Origin of the sequence: Inquilinus sp. NPDC058860, assembly GCF_042743185.1 — a bacterium.
Lineage (GTDB): Bacteria > Pseudomonadota > Alphaproteobacteria > DSM-16000 > Inquilinaceae > Inquilinus.
This window is the reverse complement of the sequence record NZ_JBHYMS010000042.1, coordinates 43,175-57,784: the sequence shown is the minus strand read 5'-3', so window position 1 is coordinate 57,784 and position 14,610 is coordinate 43,175. Positions and strand designations below refer to the sequence as shown.

At 70.3% G+C, this 14,610-nt stretch carries 13 protein-coding genes; 5 read left to right on the top strand and 8 right to left on the bottom strand.

What is annotated here, in order from left to right; all coding sequences use genetic code 11:
• Positions 1–4: 4 nt before the first annotated feature.
• Positions 5–1,579 carry a 5-guanidino-2-oxopentanoate decarboxylase gene (locus ACFW16_RS24970; RefSeq protein ID WP_380310141.1) on the top strand — a complete coding sequence of 525 codons (1,575 nt, stop codon included), beginning with the start codon at positions 5–7 and terminating at the stop codon, positions 1,577–1,579.
• Positions 1,580–1,682: 103 nt separating this feature from the next.
• Here ACFW16_RS24970 and malQ read toward each other — a convergent pair whose 3' ends face one another.
• Positions 1,683–3,686, bottom strand: a complete 2,004-nt coding sequence (gene malQ / locus ACFW16_RS24965) for a 4-alpha-glucanotransferase (protein ID WP_380310139.1) — start codon at positions 3,684–3,686, stop codon at positions 1,683–1,685.
• A gap of 198 nt (positions 3,687–3,884) precedes the next feature.
• Here malQ and ACFW16_RS24960 point away from each other — a divergent pair, with 198 nt between their 5' ends.
• On the top strand, positions 3,885–4,847 hold the full coding sequence (locus ACFW16_RS24960) for a TolB family protein (protein WP_380310137.1): 963 nt from the start codon (positions 3,885–3,887) through the stop codon (positions 4,845–4,847).
• Between the two features lie 55 nt (positions 4,848–4,902).
• Here the strand turns inward: ACFW16_RS24960 and ACFW16_RS24955 are convergent, their stop codons facing one another.
• Positions 4,903–5,205, bottom strand: coding sequence for a hypothetical protein (locus ACFW16_RS24955; protein WP_380310135.1), 303 nt, complete (start codon positions 5,203–5,205; stop codon positions 4,903–4,905).
• 337 nt (positions 5,206–5,542) lie between these two features.
• On the opposite strand from ACFW16_RS24955, the gene ACFW16_RS24950 reads away from it, so the two are divergent.
• On the top strand, positions 5,543–6,463 hold the full coding sequence (locus tag ACFW16_RS24950) for a dihydrodipicolinate synthase family protein (RefSeq protein ID WP_380310133.1): 921 nt from the start codon (positions 5,543–5,545) through the stop codon (positions 6,461–6,463).
• Positions 6,464–6,560: 97 nt separating this feature from the next.
• Here the strand turns inward: ACFW16_RS24950 and ACFW16_RS24945 are convergent, their stop codons facing one another.
• The 4 genes from ACFW16_RS24945 to ACFW16_RS24930 all read right to left on the bottom strand — a co-directional run bounded on the left by ACFW16_RS24945 (position 6,561) and on the right by ACFW16_RS24930 (position 10,604).
• A complete protein-coding gene (locus ACFW16_RS24945; protein ID WP_380310131.1) occupies positions 6,561–7,649 on the bottom strand; it encodes an ABC transporter ATP-binding protein in 1,089 nt (362 codons plus the stop codon).
• Between the two features lie 53 nt (positions 7,650–7,702).
• Positions 7,703–8,494 (bottom strand): ABC transporter permease, encoded by a 792-nt coding sequence (locus ACFW16_RS24940; RefSeq protein WP_380310128.1) that lies wholly within the window; start codon positions 8,492–8,494, stop codon positions 7,703–7,705.
• A complete protein-coding gene (locus ACFW16_RS24935) occupies positions 8,491–9,396 on the bottom strand; it encodes an ABC transporter permease (RefSeq protein WP_380310126.1) in 906 nt (301 codons plus the stop codon). The genes ACFW16_RS24940 and ACFW16_RS24935 overlap by 4 nt, the downstream gene beginning before the upstream one ends.
• Positions 9,397–9,509: 113 nt before the next feature.
• Positions 9,510–10,604, bottom strand: coding sequence for an ABC transporter substrate-binding protein (locus tag ACFW16_RS24930; protein ID WP_380310124.1), 1,095 nt, complete (start codon positions 10,602–10,604; stop codon positions 9,510–9,512).
• A gap of 379 nt (positions 10,605–10,983) precedes the next feature.
• On the opposite strand from ACFW16_RS24930, the gene ACFW16_RS24925 reads away from it, so the two are divergent.
• Together ACFW16_RS24925 and ACFW16_RS24920 are read left to right on the top strand one after the other, a co-directional pair.
• Positions 10,984–11,451 carry a RidA family protein gene (locus tag ACFW16_RS24925; protein ID WP_380310122.1) on the top strand — a complete coding sequence of 156 codons (468 nt, stop codon included), beginning with the start codon at positions 10,984–10,986 and terminating at the stop codon, positions 11,449–11,451.
• 8 nt (positions 11,452–11,459) lie between these two features.
• A complete protein-coding gene (locus ACFW16_RS24920) occupies positions 11,460–12,218 on the top strand; it encodes a TrmH family RNA methyltransferase (protein ID WP_380310120.1) in 759 nt (252 codons plus the stop codon).
• An 87-nt stretch (positions 12,219–12,305) separates the two neighbouring features.
• On the opposite strand, the gene ACFW16_RS24915 is transcribed toward ACFW16_RS24920, so the two are convergent.
• Complete coding sequence (locus tag ACFW16_RS24915; RefSeq protein WP_380310119.1) at positions 12,306–12,833, bottom strand: GNAT family N-acetyltransferase; 528 nt, start codon at positions 12,831–12,833, stop codon at positions 12,306–12,308.
• 26 nt (positions 12,834–12,859) lie between these two features.
• Positions 12,860–13,990 carry a type III PLP-dependent enzyme gene (locus tag ACFW16_RS24910; RefSeq protein ID WP_380310117.1) on the bottom strand — a complete coding sequence of 377 codons (1,131 nt, stop codon included), beginning with the start codon at positions 13,988–13,990 and terminating at the stop codon, positions 12,860–12,862.
• Positions 13,991–14,610 lie beyond the last annotated feature (620 nt).

Genomic DNA, 14,610 nt, shown 5'->3' with positions numbered 1-14,610 from the left:
CTTCATGGCGGACAACTGCGCCCAGGCGATCATCGACGCCTTCACCCGCAGCGGCGTCGACACCGCCTTCGGCATCCCCGGCGTGCACACGCTCGAGCTGTACCGTGCCCTCGGCCGCAACGGGCTGCGCCATGTCGCCGTGCGGCACGAGCAGGGCGCCGCCTTCATGGCCGACGGCCATGCCCGGGCCAGCGGCCGGCCGGCGATCTGCGTGCTGATCACCGGCCCCGGCCTGCTCAACGCCGCCACCGGTATCGGCCAGGCCTATTCCGACAGCGTGCCGATGGTGGTGCTGTCCACCGTCAACGCCCGCGCCGATCTCGGCCTCGGCCGGGGCGAGCTGCACGAGATGCGCAACCAGCGCCTGGCGATGGAGGGGCTGGTCGCCTCCGCCCTCACCGTGGTCGATCCGTCCCAGGCCCGCGCCGTGGCCGATCTCAGTCTCGCCCGCATGACCTTGGGCCGGCCACGGCCGGTCTATATCGAGCTGCCGCTCGACGTCGCCACCGCCGAGGCCTCCGAGGATGCCGGCGCGCTGCCGCCCCTGCCGCTGCCGGCCCCGAACCCGGTGGCGCTGGCGCAGGCGGCCGCGCTGCTACGCGGGGCGCGGCGGCCGATGATCCTGCTGGGCGGCGGTGCCGTCGCAGGGGCGGCCGCGGCCCGGCGCCTGGCCGGGAGCCTGGGCGCGGTCGTCGCCTGCTCGATCGCCGGCAAGGGCATCGTGCCGGATGACGGGCCGCATTCGATCGGCTCCCGCATCGGCACGGCGGAAGGGCAGCGCCTGGTCGGCGAGGCCGATGTCGTGCTCGCCGTCGGCACCGAGCTGGCGCTGAACGACCGCTGGTCGCCGCTGCGCTTCAACGGGTCGCTGATCCGGGTCGACATCGACCCCGACGTGCTGGTGCGCGACCACCGGCCGGCGGTGCCGCTGCTGTGCGACGCGGCGCTGGCGCTGGAGGGGCTGGCGGCGGCGTTGTCCGACCTGCGCAGCCGCGCGGTCTGGGCCGGCGAGCTGGAGCCGCTGCGCCGGGCCGCCGACGCGGCGGAGTTCGGCGACAAGCCCGCCCATCTGGCGTTCCTGGCCCGGCTGCGCGACGCCCTGCCCGACGACGCCGTGGTGGTCACTGACATGACCCAGATCGCCTATACCGGCAACGTCGTGTTCCCGGCGCGGCAGCCGCGCGGCTGGCTGCACCCGGTCGGCTTCGGCACGCTGGGCTACGCCCTGCCGGCCGCGATCGGGGCCAAGCTGGCGCGGCCGGGGGCGCAGGTGGTGGCGCTGGCCGGCGATTACGGGCTCGGCTTCACCTGCCAGGAGCTGGGCACGGCCGCCGATCTCGGCCTCGGCCTGCCGGTCGTGGTCTGGAACAACCGCGGCCTGGGCCAGATCGCCTACGGCATGGACAAGGCGGGGATCGCGCGTCTCGGCGTCGACATCGACCCGCCGGCCTTCGACGCCATGGCCGCGACCTATGGCTGCCGCTACGCCGCGGTCGACGACCCGCGCCACCTGCCGCAGCGTCTGGCCGCCGCCTTCGACGACAGCAAGCCGACCCTGATCGAGGTCGCGGCCACGTGAGCATTGTAGGTTGGGTTCGCGAAAGCGAACCCAACATTGGCTGGATCGCGCCACGGCGAGATGTTGGGCTCGCCGATGGCGAACCCAACCTACGAAGCTGATGTCAGCGCTGCCGTTCGCGGCGGATCGCGGCGAGGCGCGCGGCCACGGCGGGGTCGGCCAGTGCCTCGGCGGCCGTGCGGTCCAGCCGCCGGCGCCAGTTCGGATACTCGTTGATCGTGCCGGGCAGGTTCGGCTGCCGGTCCAGCCCCAGCGCGTCCTCCAGCGGCACCAGCGCCAGCCGCGACGGGCCGCGGGTGACGAAGCGCACGGCGGCGTCGACCACCGGGCCGGTCTCCTCCGGCACCGCGCCGGCGCCGACAGCCTGCCACAGCCGCCCACGGTCGGCCGCGCGCCGCGCCCGCTCCGCCGCGCCGCTGTCGGCATACTGGCCGAGCTCCGCCCGCGCCGCGATGTCGGTGCCGCGCCACCAGCCGGCCACCGGCGGCAGGTCGTGGGTCGAGCTCATGGCCACGGCGCCGGCATCCCAGCGCTCGGCCGGCTTGAAGCCCTCGCCCTCGCGCTCGAACCACAGCACCCGCATGCCGGCCACGGCATGGTCGGCCAGCCGGCCGGCGAAGCCCCAGGGCAGGGTGCCCAGGTCCTCGCCGATCACCACGGCGCGGTGGCGGTGCGATTCCAGCGCCACCAGCCGCAGCAGATCCTCGGCCGGATAGGTCAGGTACGCGCCCTCGGTCGGCGCCATCCCGTCCGGCACCAGCCACAGCCGGGCCAGCCCCATGACATGGTCGATGCGGATGCCGCCGGCATGGCGCAGCGTCGCCCGCAGCGTGTCCAGGAACGGGGCGAAGCCGGTCTCGACCATCGCCCGCGGCGAGATGGCGGCCAGCGTCCAGTTCTGCCCGTCGGCGTTGAAGGCGTCGGGCGGCGACCCGATGCTGGCGCCGCCCAGCACGTCGGCCGGGCGGCTCCAGGCATGGCTGCCGGTGGCGTCCATGCCGACGGCCAGGTCTGCGATCAGGCCGATGCGCATGCCGGCCGACCGGGCCCCGGCCTGGGCGGCGGCGAAGGCGCGGTCGGCCAGCCATTGCAGGAACAGGTGGAAGCGGACCTCGCGGTCCTGCGCCGCCGCGAACTCCGCCACCGCGGCGCCGGCGGGATCGCGCAGCGCCGCCGGCCAGCGCCGCCAGTCGCGATCGGCCGGGTCGGCGGCCAGGCGGGCGGCCTGCAGCGCCTCGAACCGGGCATGGTCCTGCAGCAGCGCCCCGCCGGCCCGGACGAAGCCGGCGAAATCCTCCGCCAGGCCCCCGGCCGAAGCGTCGAAACCATCGAACAGGGCGCGGAACAGCGCCTGCTTGGCCCGTGCCGCCTCCGGCCAGTCGATCAGTGCCTCGGCCTCGCATCGCCGCATCGCCTCGGCCACGCCCGCCGTCCGGGTCGCGGCGGCGACCCGGCCCTGGCCGAACAGCGCGGCGGGGTCGGCCAGGAGCGGGTTCAGGAACAACCGGCTGGAGGGAGAGTAGGGGCCGAAGCGCTCCGGCTCGGCCGTGAACAAGGCATGGGTCGGGCTCAGCGCCAGCGCGTCGGCGCCGGCGCGGCCGGCCGCACGGGTCAGCTCGACGATGCCGCGGCTGTCGCCGATGCCGCCGTCGCCCGGCCGCCGCAGGCCGTAGATCTGCGCGGCCAGGCCCCACATCCGGCCGCTGCGGGCAACCTCGTCCAGGCCGAAGCAGCGGGGCGGCGCCACCGCCAGGGTGATCTCGCGGTTGCCGAGATGCAGCCGGTGATAGCCGGGCCGGTCGATCGGCGGCACCCAGCAGCGCCCGTCATCGCCAGGGTGGACGGTGATGTCGGCCCTGTCGCCCGACTCCAGCACCAGGACGGCGGCGCCGGTGCCGGCTTCGGGCGGCAGCGGGATCGCCTGATGGACCACACCGGTGACCAGCGGCGGCACGGACGCGGTCGGCTCGTCGGCACCGATCAGCGCCAGCAGCCGTTCCAGCGTCTCCGGCGCCACGCTGCGGGCCTGGCCGGTGACGTCGGTCCAGTCGGGCGCGATACCGGCCCGGCGGGCCCGGTCGCGCAGGGCGTCATCCGCGAGATCCAATGCAAACCCTTCCGCTCGGTCGCGCCGGAAAGCGGCACGCCTGCGATCATATGGGCCCGGATCCCGGAGGGGAAAGGCGGCGCGCGCACCGGGATGTCACTCCCTCAATCGTAGGGGATTGTTGTCCTATCCCTACCCGCCGAGAGTGCCGGGACCGTGGCCGCGAGGGGGCGGCCCGGCGCAACCGGGGGACCCCACATGAGACGTGTCACGATCCTGCTGACGGCGACGTTGATGGCCGCCCCGGCCACGGCGATGGCCCAGACCTGCCGCGGCGACGCGGCGAAGCCGATCCCGGTCACCGGGCTGGCCGGCAGCCTGCAGAATCCCTGCCCGTCGCCGGACGGGACGGCGCTGGCCTTCACCAATTTCAAGCGCCGCTACAACACCGGCGGGTCGGTGGTGTGGACCGTGCCGGCCGCCGGCGGCGCCCCGACCCGGGCGCTCAGCCCCCGCAGCGGGGCGCAGAGCGTCAACCTGCCCGGCCAGTGCTGGAGCGCGGCCGGCAATGTCGTTTATTCCTCGGACGTGGTCGATCGCGACGAGATCTACATCGTCCCGGCCGCCGGCGGCACGGCGAAGCGCCTGACCGACCGGCCGGGCCTGCTGGCGTGGGAGCCGTCGATCTCGCCGGTGCTGGCCGACCGCAGCCAGTGGATCGTGTTCGAATCGCACCGGGAAGCGGATCCGGAGGGGCCGGCCGAGCTGTGGAAGATGCGGGTCGACGGCAGCGGCTTGGTCCGCCTGACGCAGGGCGCCGACGACCGGCAGCCGCAATGGTCGCCGCGCGGCGACAGGATCGCCTTCCAGCGCCAGATCAAGCCCGATCAATGGGATGTGATGACGATCGACACGGCCGGCGGCGGTCTGCTCGACGTCACCAGGGCGCCGGCGCGGTCGAACACCGATCCGTCCTGGTCGCCGAGCGGCGCCTGGCTGGTCTATTCGGGCGGCGGGCCGGATCTCGACAACGCCAACCTGTTCGTGATTTCGGCGATGGGCGGCACGCCCGTCCGGCTGACGGTCAATTGCGGCTATGACGGGGCGCCCGGCTGGTCGGCCGACGGCCGCAGCATCGTCTTCGAATCGGCGCCCTATGATCCGGACGTCCGGGGCAGCACCACGCTGTGGCGGATCGCAGCCCCGGCCGGCATGCGGTAGCCGGCGGCAACGCGACGGGCGGCCGTGGCAGGGGCGGCCGCCCGGATACCGGAAATCAGGCCAGGGTCAGCGAGCGCGGCATCGCCACGCTGCGGGTGCGGCGGCGCTCCACCACCACGGCGCTGCCGGTGTTCGACCGGATGGTCGAGGTGATGCGCAGGGTGGACTTCTTCGCCATCTCCGCCGCCTGGGCGTCGGCCGCGGCGCGGACCTCGTCCAGCGACAGGCCGCTCAGCTCGGCAGCGACCTGCAGCCGCTCCTCGTAGTCGGCGGTCAGCCCTTCGGCGGCGTACAGCGCGTCGTCAACCGTCGGCAACTCGCGCTTGGTGACATAGCGGACATTCTTGACGGCAGGCATTGGATCGCTCCCGTAAACCTTCACCTGTTGATCTGGACATTCGATCCGGCCGCGAATGGGCCGGGCCGGTCAAATGCCCGTAAAATGTGGTCCAAAGAGGGCGGGACCGAGCCGCCCGTCGGGCGTTGCCTCGTCTCTCTGCACCTGATGGGAATGATCGTACCATTTCGCACTGCAACATAGATTTGCAGGAAATGCTGCGGTGCAATGCGCTTGCCGAAGGGCTCGTCCCGCTTCCTCAAAGAGGTCGCTCCGCTCCGGCGGAATGTGTCGACAAATTAAATACAGACGGTATTCTGGCTCGGCCGCAGGCGGATCGGGCGGCGGGAAACAAGGGATGCAGGCAATGGCGGGGCAGCGCTGGACCGGGGTCTACACGGCGATCACCACCAAGATGGACGCGCGGCAGGAGGTCGACCTGGCCGCCGTGCGCGCGGATGTCGCGTTCCAGATCGAGAACGGGGTCGACGGCATCATCTGCTGCGGCTCGATCGGCGAGGCCAGCACCCTGACCGCCGACGAGAAGATGGCGATCGCCGGCGCGGTCAAGGAGGCGGCGGGCGGCCGCCCGGTGCTGCTGACCGTGGCCGAGGATTCGACGCGGGCCGCGGCGGCGCTGGCCGAACGGGCCGCGGCCGCCGGGATGGACGGGCTGATGCTGCTGCCGGCGATGCGCTACGTCTCCGACCGGCGCGAGACGATCCAGCATTTCCGCACCGTGGCGCGGGCGACCGGCCTGCCGATCATGGTCTACAACAACCCGATCGCCTATTCGGTCGACATCACGCCGGAGATGTTCGCCGAGATGGCGGACGAGCCGAACTTCGTCGCGATCAAGGAATCCTCGGGCGACATCCGCCGCATCACCGACATCCTGAACACGGTGGGCGACCGCTACGACATCTTCACCGGCGTCGACGACCTGGCGCTGGAAAGCCTGATGCTGGGCGCGGTCGGCTGGGTCGCCGGCCTGGTCTGCGCCTTCCCGCGCGAGACCGTGGCGATCCACAAGCTGGTCGCCGCCGGCCGCATCCCCGAGGCGCTCGAGATCTACCGCTGGTTCATGCCGCTCCTGCACCTCGACGTGTCGCTGCGCTTCGTCCAGAACGTCAAGCTGACAGAGGCGATCGTGCGCGGCACCTCGACCGTGGTGCGCCAGCCGCGGCTGGAGCTGCAGGGAGCCGAGCGCGACCGGGTCGAGACCATCGTCCGCACCGCCCTGGCGAAGCGCCCGGATCTGGCGAAATACGGGGTGTGAGCTTCCGAGCGTAGGTTGGGTTCGTCTCTTGACGAACCCAACAGTGGTTCTCGCGGATGGATGTTGGGTTCGCGTCGCGAACCCAACCTACGCCGCCTCAGCCCGGTTCGCCTTCCAGCACCAGCACGTCGTCCCGGCCGAAGGTGACGGTGACCGGCTGGCCGCGCTCGGGCGGGGCCAGGCTGGGGCTGTTGAAGGTGTCGAGCGACACCGCGTTCTCCTGGAAGCGGACGCGCACCCGCACCACCGCGCCGAGGAAGTTCACATCCTCGATCGTGCCCTGCATCCGGTTGCGGTCGGCGCCGCGGTCCTCGGCCGACCCGGCCAGGGCGATCGCCTCCGGCCGCAGCGCCACGGACCGCACCTCGCCGTCCTTGCCGTCGGCGACGCCGCGGGCGGCGACGATGTCCTGCCCGTCGATCCGGATCCGGCCCTGGGCGGCGTCGGTCACCTGGGCGCGCAGGATGTTCAGCGTGCCGACGAAGGAGGCGACGAAGCGGGTGCGCGGATAGTTGTAGACCTCGAACGGCGTGCCGACCTGCTCGGCATAACCCTCGTTCATCACCACGATCCGGTCCGACATCGACAGGGCTTCTTCCTGGTCGTGGGTGACGAAGATGGTGGTGATGCCCAGGTCGCGCTGCAGCGCCTTGATCTCGCCGCGCAGCGACACCCGGATCTTGGCGTCCAGGGCCGACAGCGGCTCGTCCAGCAGCAGCACCTTCGGCTTGTTGGCCAGTGCGCGGGCCAGGGCGACGCGCTGCTGCTGCCCGCCGGACAGCTGGTAGGGGTAGCGGTCGGCCAGGTGCGGCAGCTTGATCAGTTCCAGCATCTCCTTGACCCGGCCGGCGATCTCGGCGGCCGGCTTCTTCGCCACCTTCAGGCCGAAGGCGACGTTGTCCGCCACCGTCATGTTCGGGAACAGGGCGTAGGCCTGGAACACCATGCCGACATTGCGCTGATTGGGGCGCAGCCGGGTGACGTCGCGGCCGTCGACGCGGATGGACCCGCCGGTCGGGATCTCGAACCCCGCCACCATGCGCAAGGTCGTGGTCTTGCCGCAGCCGGAGGGGCCGAGGAAGGAGATGAATTCGCCGCGCTTCACCGCCAGGTCGAAATCATGGACCACGGTGTTCTGGCCATAGGCCTTGCGCAGGCCGCTGATCTCGAGGAAGTCCGTGTCCATCGCTTCACCTGCGTGCAGCGCCGACCCTTGGGGCGCGAATGCGGTCGAATGGTTCATCGTGTGGCCGCCGAGGAGCCGCGGCGGCCGCGGCCGAAGATCTGCAGCAGGCCCATGCAGGCCCAGGTGACGACGAAGGCGATGATCGCCAGCGCCGCCGGCTCATAGGCCCGGTTGGCGCCGACCAGCTGCAGATAGGGGCCGAAGGCCGGCCGGTTCAGCAGGCTGGCGAAGGTGAACTCGCCGATGACGATGGCGAAGGTCAGGAAGGCGCCGCTCAGCACCGCCGAGCGGACATTCGGCAGGATCACCCGGAACAGGATCCGGGCCCGGCCGGCGCCCAGGCACTCGGCCGCCTCGGTCAGGGTGCGGACGTCGATCGCCTGCAGCCCGGTGTCGACCGCGCGGTACATGTAGGGCAGCGCCAGGGTGACGTAGCCGAAGGTCAGCAGCAGGTCGGTGCCGCGCTCGCTGCCCAGCAGCGGCAGGATCGAGGAGGTGTTGAACAGCTGGATGTAACCGAACACCAGCACGATCGCCGGGATCACAAGAGGCAGAAGAGTGATGAACTCGATGACCGGACGCAGCCGCGGCAGGCGCAGCCGCACCCAATAGGCAGTCGGCACCACCAGCAGCACCCCGACCGCGATGGTCGCCAGCGCCAGCACGCAGGAATACAGGAAGCTGGCCTGAAAGCCGGGGTCGCCCAGCACGATGCGGTAGGCGTCGAGGCTGTATTCGCCGCGCCGCATGCGCAGCGAGAACTCCAGCGTGCCGATCAGCGGCACGATGAAGTACAGCGCGCCGATGATCAGGGCGATCCAGGCGCCGATGCGGTTCTGCTTCATCGCAGCCACCGTTCGCTGCGGGCGCGCAGGATCATGTAGAGACCGTTGGACAGGCCGGTGATCAGGATCATGCCGAGCGCCAGGGCGTAGCCGAGATTGGGGTTGTGCAGCACGTCGCCGCGGATCTGGGCGTAGAGCAGGATCGGCACGATGTTGAGCGAGCTGCCGGTCAGCGCGTAGGCCGTGGCGATGGCGCCGAAGGCGTTGGCGAACAGCAGGAGGGTGGTGCCGACGATGCTGGGCCACAGGATCGGCAGCGCCACCATGCGCCAGTACTGCGAGGTCGAGGCGCCGAGGATGGAAGAGGCCTCGCGCCACTCCTTCTTCAGCCCGTCCAGCGCCGGCGCCAGGATCAGCACCATCAGCGGGATCTGGAAGTACAGATAGGTCAGCGTCAGGCCCCAGAAGCTCAGCAGGTTGAAGCCGGTCTGGTACAGCCGGAAGCCCAGCACGGGGCTGACGAAGGTGTCGAACAGGATCGTCACCAGGCCGAGCCGCCCGAGGGTGGCGATGAAGGCGAAGGCCAGCGGCACGCCGGCGAAGTTCGAGGCGACGCCGCAGAAGGTCATCAGCGTCGGCCGAATCCAGCCCGGCAGCCCGCCCATCACCACGGCATAGGCCAGGAAGAATCCGATCAGGGCGCCGAGCAGGGCGGAGGCGAGGCTGACCCGGATCGATATCCAGTACGCGTCGACGATCGACTGCTGGAACAGGTTGGCGACGTTGTCGAAGGTGAACGACCCGTCCGGCGTCTGGAAGCTGCCGACCAGCAGATAGACGGTCGGCAGCACCAGGAACAAAAGGGCGAACAGGAAGAAGGGCGCTACCCCGAGCCAGGCCCAGGAGAGCTTGCCGGGCTTGGCCGGCGCGGCGAGGGGGGCTGCGATCGTGGCCTGGGTCATCGGCGCCTGCTGACGGAAACCTGCCGCGGGGACGAAAGACGCGAGAGGCCGCGCCCTCCCCCGACCCTAGCGTAGGGCAGGGGACGGCGCGGCCTCAAGCGCGTCGCTCGGCGTTACTTGACGTTGGCGCCGACCACGGAGTCCCACTGCTTGGTGATGATCTCCTTGGCCTTGTTCTGGTCGTCGAGGCTCGGGAACACCGCCACGGCATAAGACTCGGCCGGCGGCAGGGCCTTCAGCAGATCCTCGGGGATCTTCTTGGTGTCGGCCAGGTTCTGGAACCGGATCGGATGGCAGTAGCCCTTCAGGTAGCCGATCTGGCCCTCATCCGAATACAGGTGCTCCATCCACAGCTTGGCGGCGTTCGGATGCGGCGCGAAGGCGCTGATCGCCTGGACATAGACGCCGGCGACGACGCCCGACTTCGGCACCACCACCTCGATCTCCGGGTTGCCCTTCAGCGTGTCGCGGTCACCGAGCGCGTTGTAGTCCCAGCGGATCACAATCGGGGTGGCGCCCTGGGCCACCGATGCGGCCTTGCCGATGGTCGGCACGAAGTTGCCGGCCTTGTTCAGGTCGCCGAAGAACTTCAGCCCGGCCTCGGCGGCCTTGGCGGCGTCCTTCTCGGTCGACAGGCCGGCGGCCAGGACGGCCAGGATCGCCTGGTTCGAGGTGCGCGGGTCGCCGGCGAGGGCGACGGAGTTGGCGTAGTCGGAGGCCAGCAGGTCCTTCCAGTCGGCCGGGATCTTGCTGACGATGTCCTTGTTCACCTCGAAGGCCAGCACGCCGTAATAGTCGCCGTACCAGTAGCCCTCCGGGTCCTTGGCGCTGTCCGGGATCGAATCCCAGGTCGACACCTTGTAGGGCGCGATCAGGCCTTCGGCCTTGGCGGACGGGCCGAAGGACAGGCCGACATCGATCACGTCGGGGGCTTGGGGGCCCTTGTTTCCTTTGTTGGCCTTGATCGCTTCGATCTCGTCGCCCGAGCCGGCGTCGGGGTTCAGCTCGTTCACCTTCAGGCCGTACTTGGCCTTGAAGCTGTCGATGATGCCGCCGTAGCCGCACCAGTCATGGGGCAGGGCGATGGTGGTCAGCTCGCCCTCGGCCTTGGCCGCGGCGATCAGCTCGGCCGACGGCTCGGCCCTCGCGGCGGAGGCGACGAGCGCCAGGGCCGAAATCGACAGCACGGATGTCCACGACGCCTTCATGTCACAACCCCCGATGTTCATCTGCTTGTTTGGTGGATTTTAACAAAATCCCTGAATCCGGGCGGGACTGTGTTGTGCAACGCAGTCCTTGTCAAGGTGAATACAAGTCGATAGCCGGGCCATGACATGGCGGCTGCCACAGTATTGTAGCCTGACTGTAATAATAACGTCATGAAATCATGACGCCGTCAACGACTCCCTGCACGGGCCTGTGTCCGGCCTTGAGCCTAGAGTGACTCAGAGGGAAGCGGGGATCTGTTCCGGCTGCGGCATGATCCGTCGCGCTTCGGCCGAAGCGGGTCGGGGCCGGGCTTTCGCGGCCGGGCGGCGCTGGCTATGGTGCGGCCTTCGAGTCACTCAAGCGAGCGGGAACCGACCCATGGCAGGAAGCATCGAGGCGCGGCTGCAGGAGAAGGGCGTCACCCTTCCGAACGTCGCGGCGCCGGCGGCGAACTACGTCCCCTCCGTGATCTCGGGCACCATGCTCTACATCTCCGGCCAGGTGCCCTTCGTCGACGGCAAGATCAGCCATACCGGCAAGCTCGGCGCCGAGTTCACGGTCGAGGAGGGCTATGCCTGCGCCCGGATCTGCGCCATCAACATTCTGGCCGCCGCCAAGGCGGCGCTGGGCGGCGACCTCGACCGCATCGCCCGGGTGGTCAAGCTGGGCGGCTTCGTCAACTCGACGCCGGACTTCACCGACCAGCCGAAGGTGGTCAACGGCGCCTCCGACCTGATGGCCGAGGCGTTCGGCGAGGCCGGCAAGCACGCCCGCGCCGCGGTCGGCGTGGCCCAGCTGCCGCTCGGTTGCGCCGTCGAGGTCGAGGCGGTGTTCGAGATCAAGTAAGGCCTCGTATGGCCGAGCGCGTCATCGAGAGCCTGGACAATCCGCGCGCCAAGCTGTGGGCGGCGCTGCTGGAGAGCCGCGGCCTGCGCAAGCACCGCCGCTTCCTGCTGGCCGGGCGCAAGACCGTGCGCGAGGCGCTGGCGCAGCATCCGGACCGGTTCGAATCCGTGCTGCTGCCGCCCGGCGCCGAGGATCTGCCGGCGCCGTCCGAGCTGGAGCGGATCCGGCTCGGCCGGACGCTGTTCGACCGGCTCGACGTCTCCGGCACCGGCCTGCCGATCCTGGTCGGGGTGGTGCCGGAGATGGCGGCGATCGACCTGGCCCGGCCGCCCGAGGGGCTGGAGCTGGTCTGCGCCCTCGGCGATCCCAGCAATCTTGGCGCCCTGCTGCGCAGCGCCGCCGCCTTCGCCGTGTCCCGCGTCATCCTGCTGGCCGACGCGGCGCATCCGTTCCATCCGAAATGCCTGCGCGCCGCCTCGAACGCGCAGTTCGCGCTGGAGCTGCGCCGCGGCCCGGCCTGGGCCGGGCTGGCGCAGGCGGCGGGGCCGCTCCTGGCGCTGGACGGGCAGGGCGAGGACCTGTCGGGCCTCGCCTGGCCGCGCGACCTGCGCCTGGTGCTGGGCGAGGAGGGGCTGGGCTTGCCGTCGGGCCTGGCGGTGCGGCGGCTGGCGATCCCGACCAGCGGCGCGGTCGAATCGCTCAACGCCACCGTCGCCGCCAGCCTGGCGCTGTACGGGCATTATGTGGCGATGCGCGATCGGACGTAGGTTGGGTTCGCGGCACGCGAACCCAACACTTGTTTGGGCGGCCCGATGTTGGGTTCGCGGTCGCGAACCCAACCTACGAAGCGAGCTTCAGGCGACCGCTTCCGCCATCTCGTAGCGCACCGGCAGGCCGTCGGCGCGGCCGATCATGCCGCGGGCGTCGGCCAGGGCGCCGGGCACCAGCTCGAGGCCCAGCAGCCGGTCGTAGTCGACCGGGCCCGGCAGCATCAGGCCGAGGGTCAGGTCGCGGCGGAAGCCGAAGCGGCGGTAGTACGGCTCGTCGCCGACCAGGATCACGCTGCGGTAGCCGAAGGCCGCGGCGCGCGACAGCCCGGCCCGCATCAGCCGCGAGCCGATGCCGCTCGACCGCAGCCCCTCGGCGACCGCGAGCGGGCCGAGCAGGATGGTCTCGCCGACCCCGCCGACATGGATCGGCCAGAAGCGCAGCGTGCCGACCAGCTCGCCGTCCTCCAGCGCCACCAGGCCGAGCTCGTTGTTCGGCCGCACCCCGTCGCGCAGCCGGTAGACGGTCTTGCCGAAGCGCCCCTCGCCGAAGCAGTCGACGACGAGACCCTCGATGGCGGCCGCGTGGCGCGGCCGCTCCCGCATGATGTCCATGAACCCGATCCCCACCCGTATGAGGTTCAGATGTAATAGGCCTTGAGGGGGGCGAAGCCGTTGAAGGCGACCGCCGAATAGGTCGTCGTGTAGGCGCCGGTGCCGTGGATCAGCACCTTGTCGCCGATCGCGAGCGAAACCGGCATCGGGTAGGGCGTCTTCTCGTACAGCACGTCGGCGCTGTCGCAGGTCGGGCCGGCCAGGATCGCCGGCTCGGCCGCGTCGCCGTCATGCGCCGTGCTGATCGGGTAGCGGATCGCCTCGTCCATGGTCTCGGCCAGGCCGCCGAACTTGCCGATGTCGAGATAGACCCAGCGGGTGTTGTCGTTCGCCGATTTGTTCGAGATCAGCACGACCTCGGTCTGGATCACCCCGGCATTGCCGACCATGCCGCGGCCCGGCTCGATGATGGTCTCGGGCAGGCGGTTGCCGAAATGCTGGCGCAGGCTGCTGTCGATGGCGCGGCCATAGGCCTCCGGCGTCGGCACCTCCTTGAGGTACCGGGTCGGGAAGCCGCCGCCGAGATTGACCATCTTCAGCTCGATGCCCTTGGCCGCCAGGTCGCGGAAGATCGATGCGGCCGACTCCAGCGCCTGGTCCCAGGCGCCGGTGTCGCGCTGCTGCGACCCGACATGGAACGACACGCCATAGGCGTCGAGGCCCAGGCCCGGCGCCATCGCCAGCAGCTCGCGCGCCATCGACGGCTCGCAGCCGAACTTGCGCGACAGCGGCCACTCGGCGCCCTCGCCCGAGGTCAGGATGCGGCAGAACACGCGGGCGCCCGGCGCGACCTCGGCGATCTTGCGCAGCTCCGCCTCGCTGTCGAAGGCGAACAGGCGCACGCCCAGCGCATAGGCGGTGGCGATGTCGCCCCGCTTCTTGATGGTGTTGCCGAAGGAGATGCGGTCCGGGGTGGCGCCGGCGGCCAGGGCGTCGCGGATCTCGACGACGCTGGCGGTGTCGAAGCACGAGCCCAGCGCGGCCAGGAGCGACAGGATCTCCGGCGCCGGGTTCGCCTTCACCGCGTAGAAGATGCGGCTGTCGGGCATGGCGGCGGCCAGCGCCTGGTAGTTGCCGGCGACCACGTCCAGGTCGAGCACGAGGCAAGGCGTTTCCGGACGTCGCTCTTCCAGGAAGGAGGCAATCTTGGTGTTCATGGGGACTGATCCCTCACGGCAAGCCAGTTCAAACCAAACCGTTGCCTGAGGCGCCCGCCTCTGCTCACCGGCGACGAAACCCGGCGGCACATGCGGATCCGGATCGCAGAGACGGGATCGCGGGACGACGCCAAGGGCGCCACCCGGTAAAACCGTCCAGACAATCACGGAAGAGGAACCCTCTCCGCACCTGCAACCGAAAAACTTCTCTTCAACCCAGCCGGCCGAAGCCGGACAGACCGAGGAGACGCGTGACGTCGTTGCTGTGCCCACCGGTTCGAAGTTTGGTTCGACCGGGCGGGCCGGGGCACGTGCGAATACGTTCCGAGGCGTCAAATACGGTCGGTGCCCCCCTGATGCAAGTGAAATTTTGTTGTTGGAAAATTTATCCCGTCACCGTGGCGCAACAGCTTCAGCCGATTCCTGAATTCCGCCGCATTCCGTCTTGATATTGCGGGATTCTCGCGAGATAAGTTCAGCATTATGCCGACCCGCTCCTCCGGTAGACCAGCCCTGCGCGCCACCGGTGGCCGCTCCCGGACGAGCACGTCCGCCGGCAAGCCCCCGCCGCGCCGTCCGAAATCGACTCAAAAGCCGCGCAAGCACGCCGGCCGCCGGCA

What these genes read in the sequence shown, in the direction of transcription:
- ACFW16_RS24920 (WP_380310120.1), top strand. Translation starts at nt 11,460, where the DNA reads ATGGCCGAGCGCGTCATCGAGAGCCTGGACAATCCGCGCGCCAAGCTG.
- ACFW16_RS24945 (WP_380310131.1), bottom strand. Translation starts at nt 7,649, where the DNA reads ATGGACACGGACTTCCTCGAGATCAGCGGCCTGCGCAAGGCCTATGGC.
- ACFW16_RS24960 (WP_380310137.1), top strand. Translation starts at nt 3,885, where the DNA reads ATGAGACGTGTCACGATCCTGCTGACGGCGACGTTGATGGCCGCCCCG.
- ACFW16_RS24915 (WP_380310119.1), bottom strand. Translation starts at nt 12,833, where the DNA reads ATGGACATCATGCGGGAGCGGCCGCGCCACGCGGCCGCCATCGAGGGT.
- ACFW16_RS24935 (WP_380310126.1), bottom strand. Translation starts at nt 9,396, where the DNA reads ATGACCCAGGCCACGATCGCAGCCCCCCTCGCCGCGCCGGCCAAGCCC.
- ACFW16_RS24910 (WP_380310117.1), bottom strand. Translation starts at nt 13,990, where the DNA reads ATGAACACCAAGATTGCCTCCTTCCTGGAAGAGCGACGTCCGGAAACG.
- ACFW16_RS24940 (WP_380310128.1), bottom strand. Translation starts at nt 8,494, where the DNA reads ATGAAGCAGAACCGCATCGGCGCCTGGATCGCCCTGATCATCGGCGCG.
- ACFW16_RS24950 (WP_380310133.1), top strand. Translation starts at nt 5,543, where the DNA reads ATGCAGGCAATGGCGGGGCAGCGCTGGACCGGGGTCTACACGGCGATC.
- ACFW16_RS24970 (WP_380310141.1), top strand. Translation starts at nt 5, where the DNA reads ATGGCGGACAACTGCGCCCAGGCGATCATCGACGCCTTCACCCGCAGC.
- ACFW16_RS24955 (WP_380310135.1), bottom strand. Translation starts at nt 5,205, where the DNA reads ATGCCTGCCGTCAAGAATGTCCGCTATGTCACCAAGCGCGAGTTGCCG.
- ACFW16_RS24930 (WP_380310124.1), bottom strand. Translation starts at nt 10,604, where the DNA reads ATGAAGGCGTCGTGGACATCCGTGCTGTCGATTTCGGCCCTGGCGCTC.
- ACFW16_RS24925 (WP_380310122.1), top strand. Translation starts at nt 10,984, where the DNA reads ATGGCAGGAAGCATCGAGGCGCGGCTGCAGGAGAAGGGCGTCACCCTT.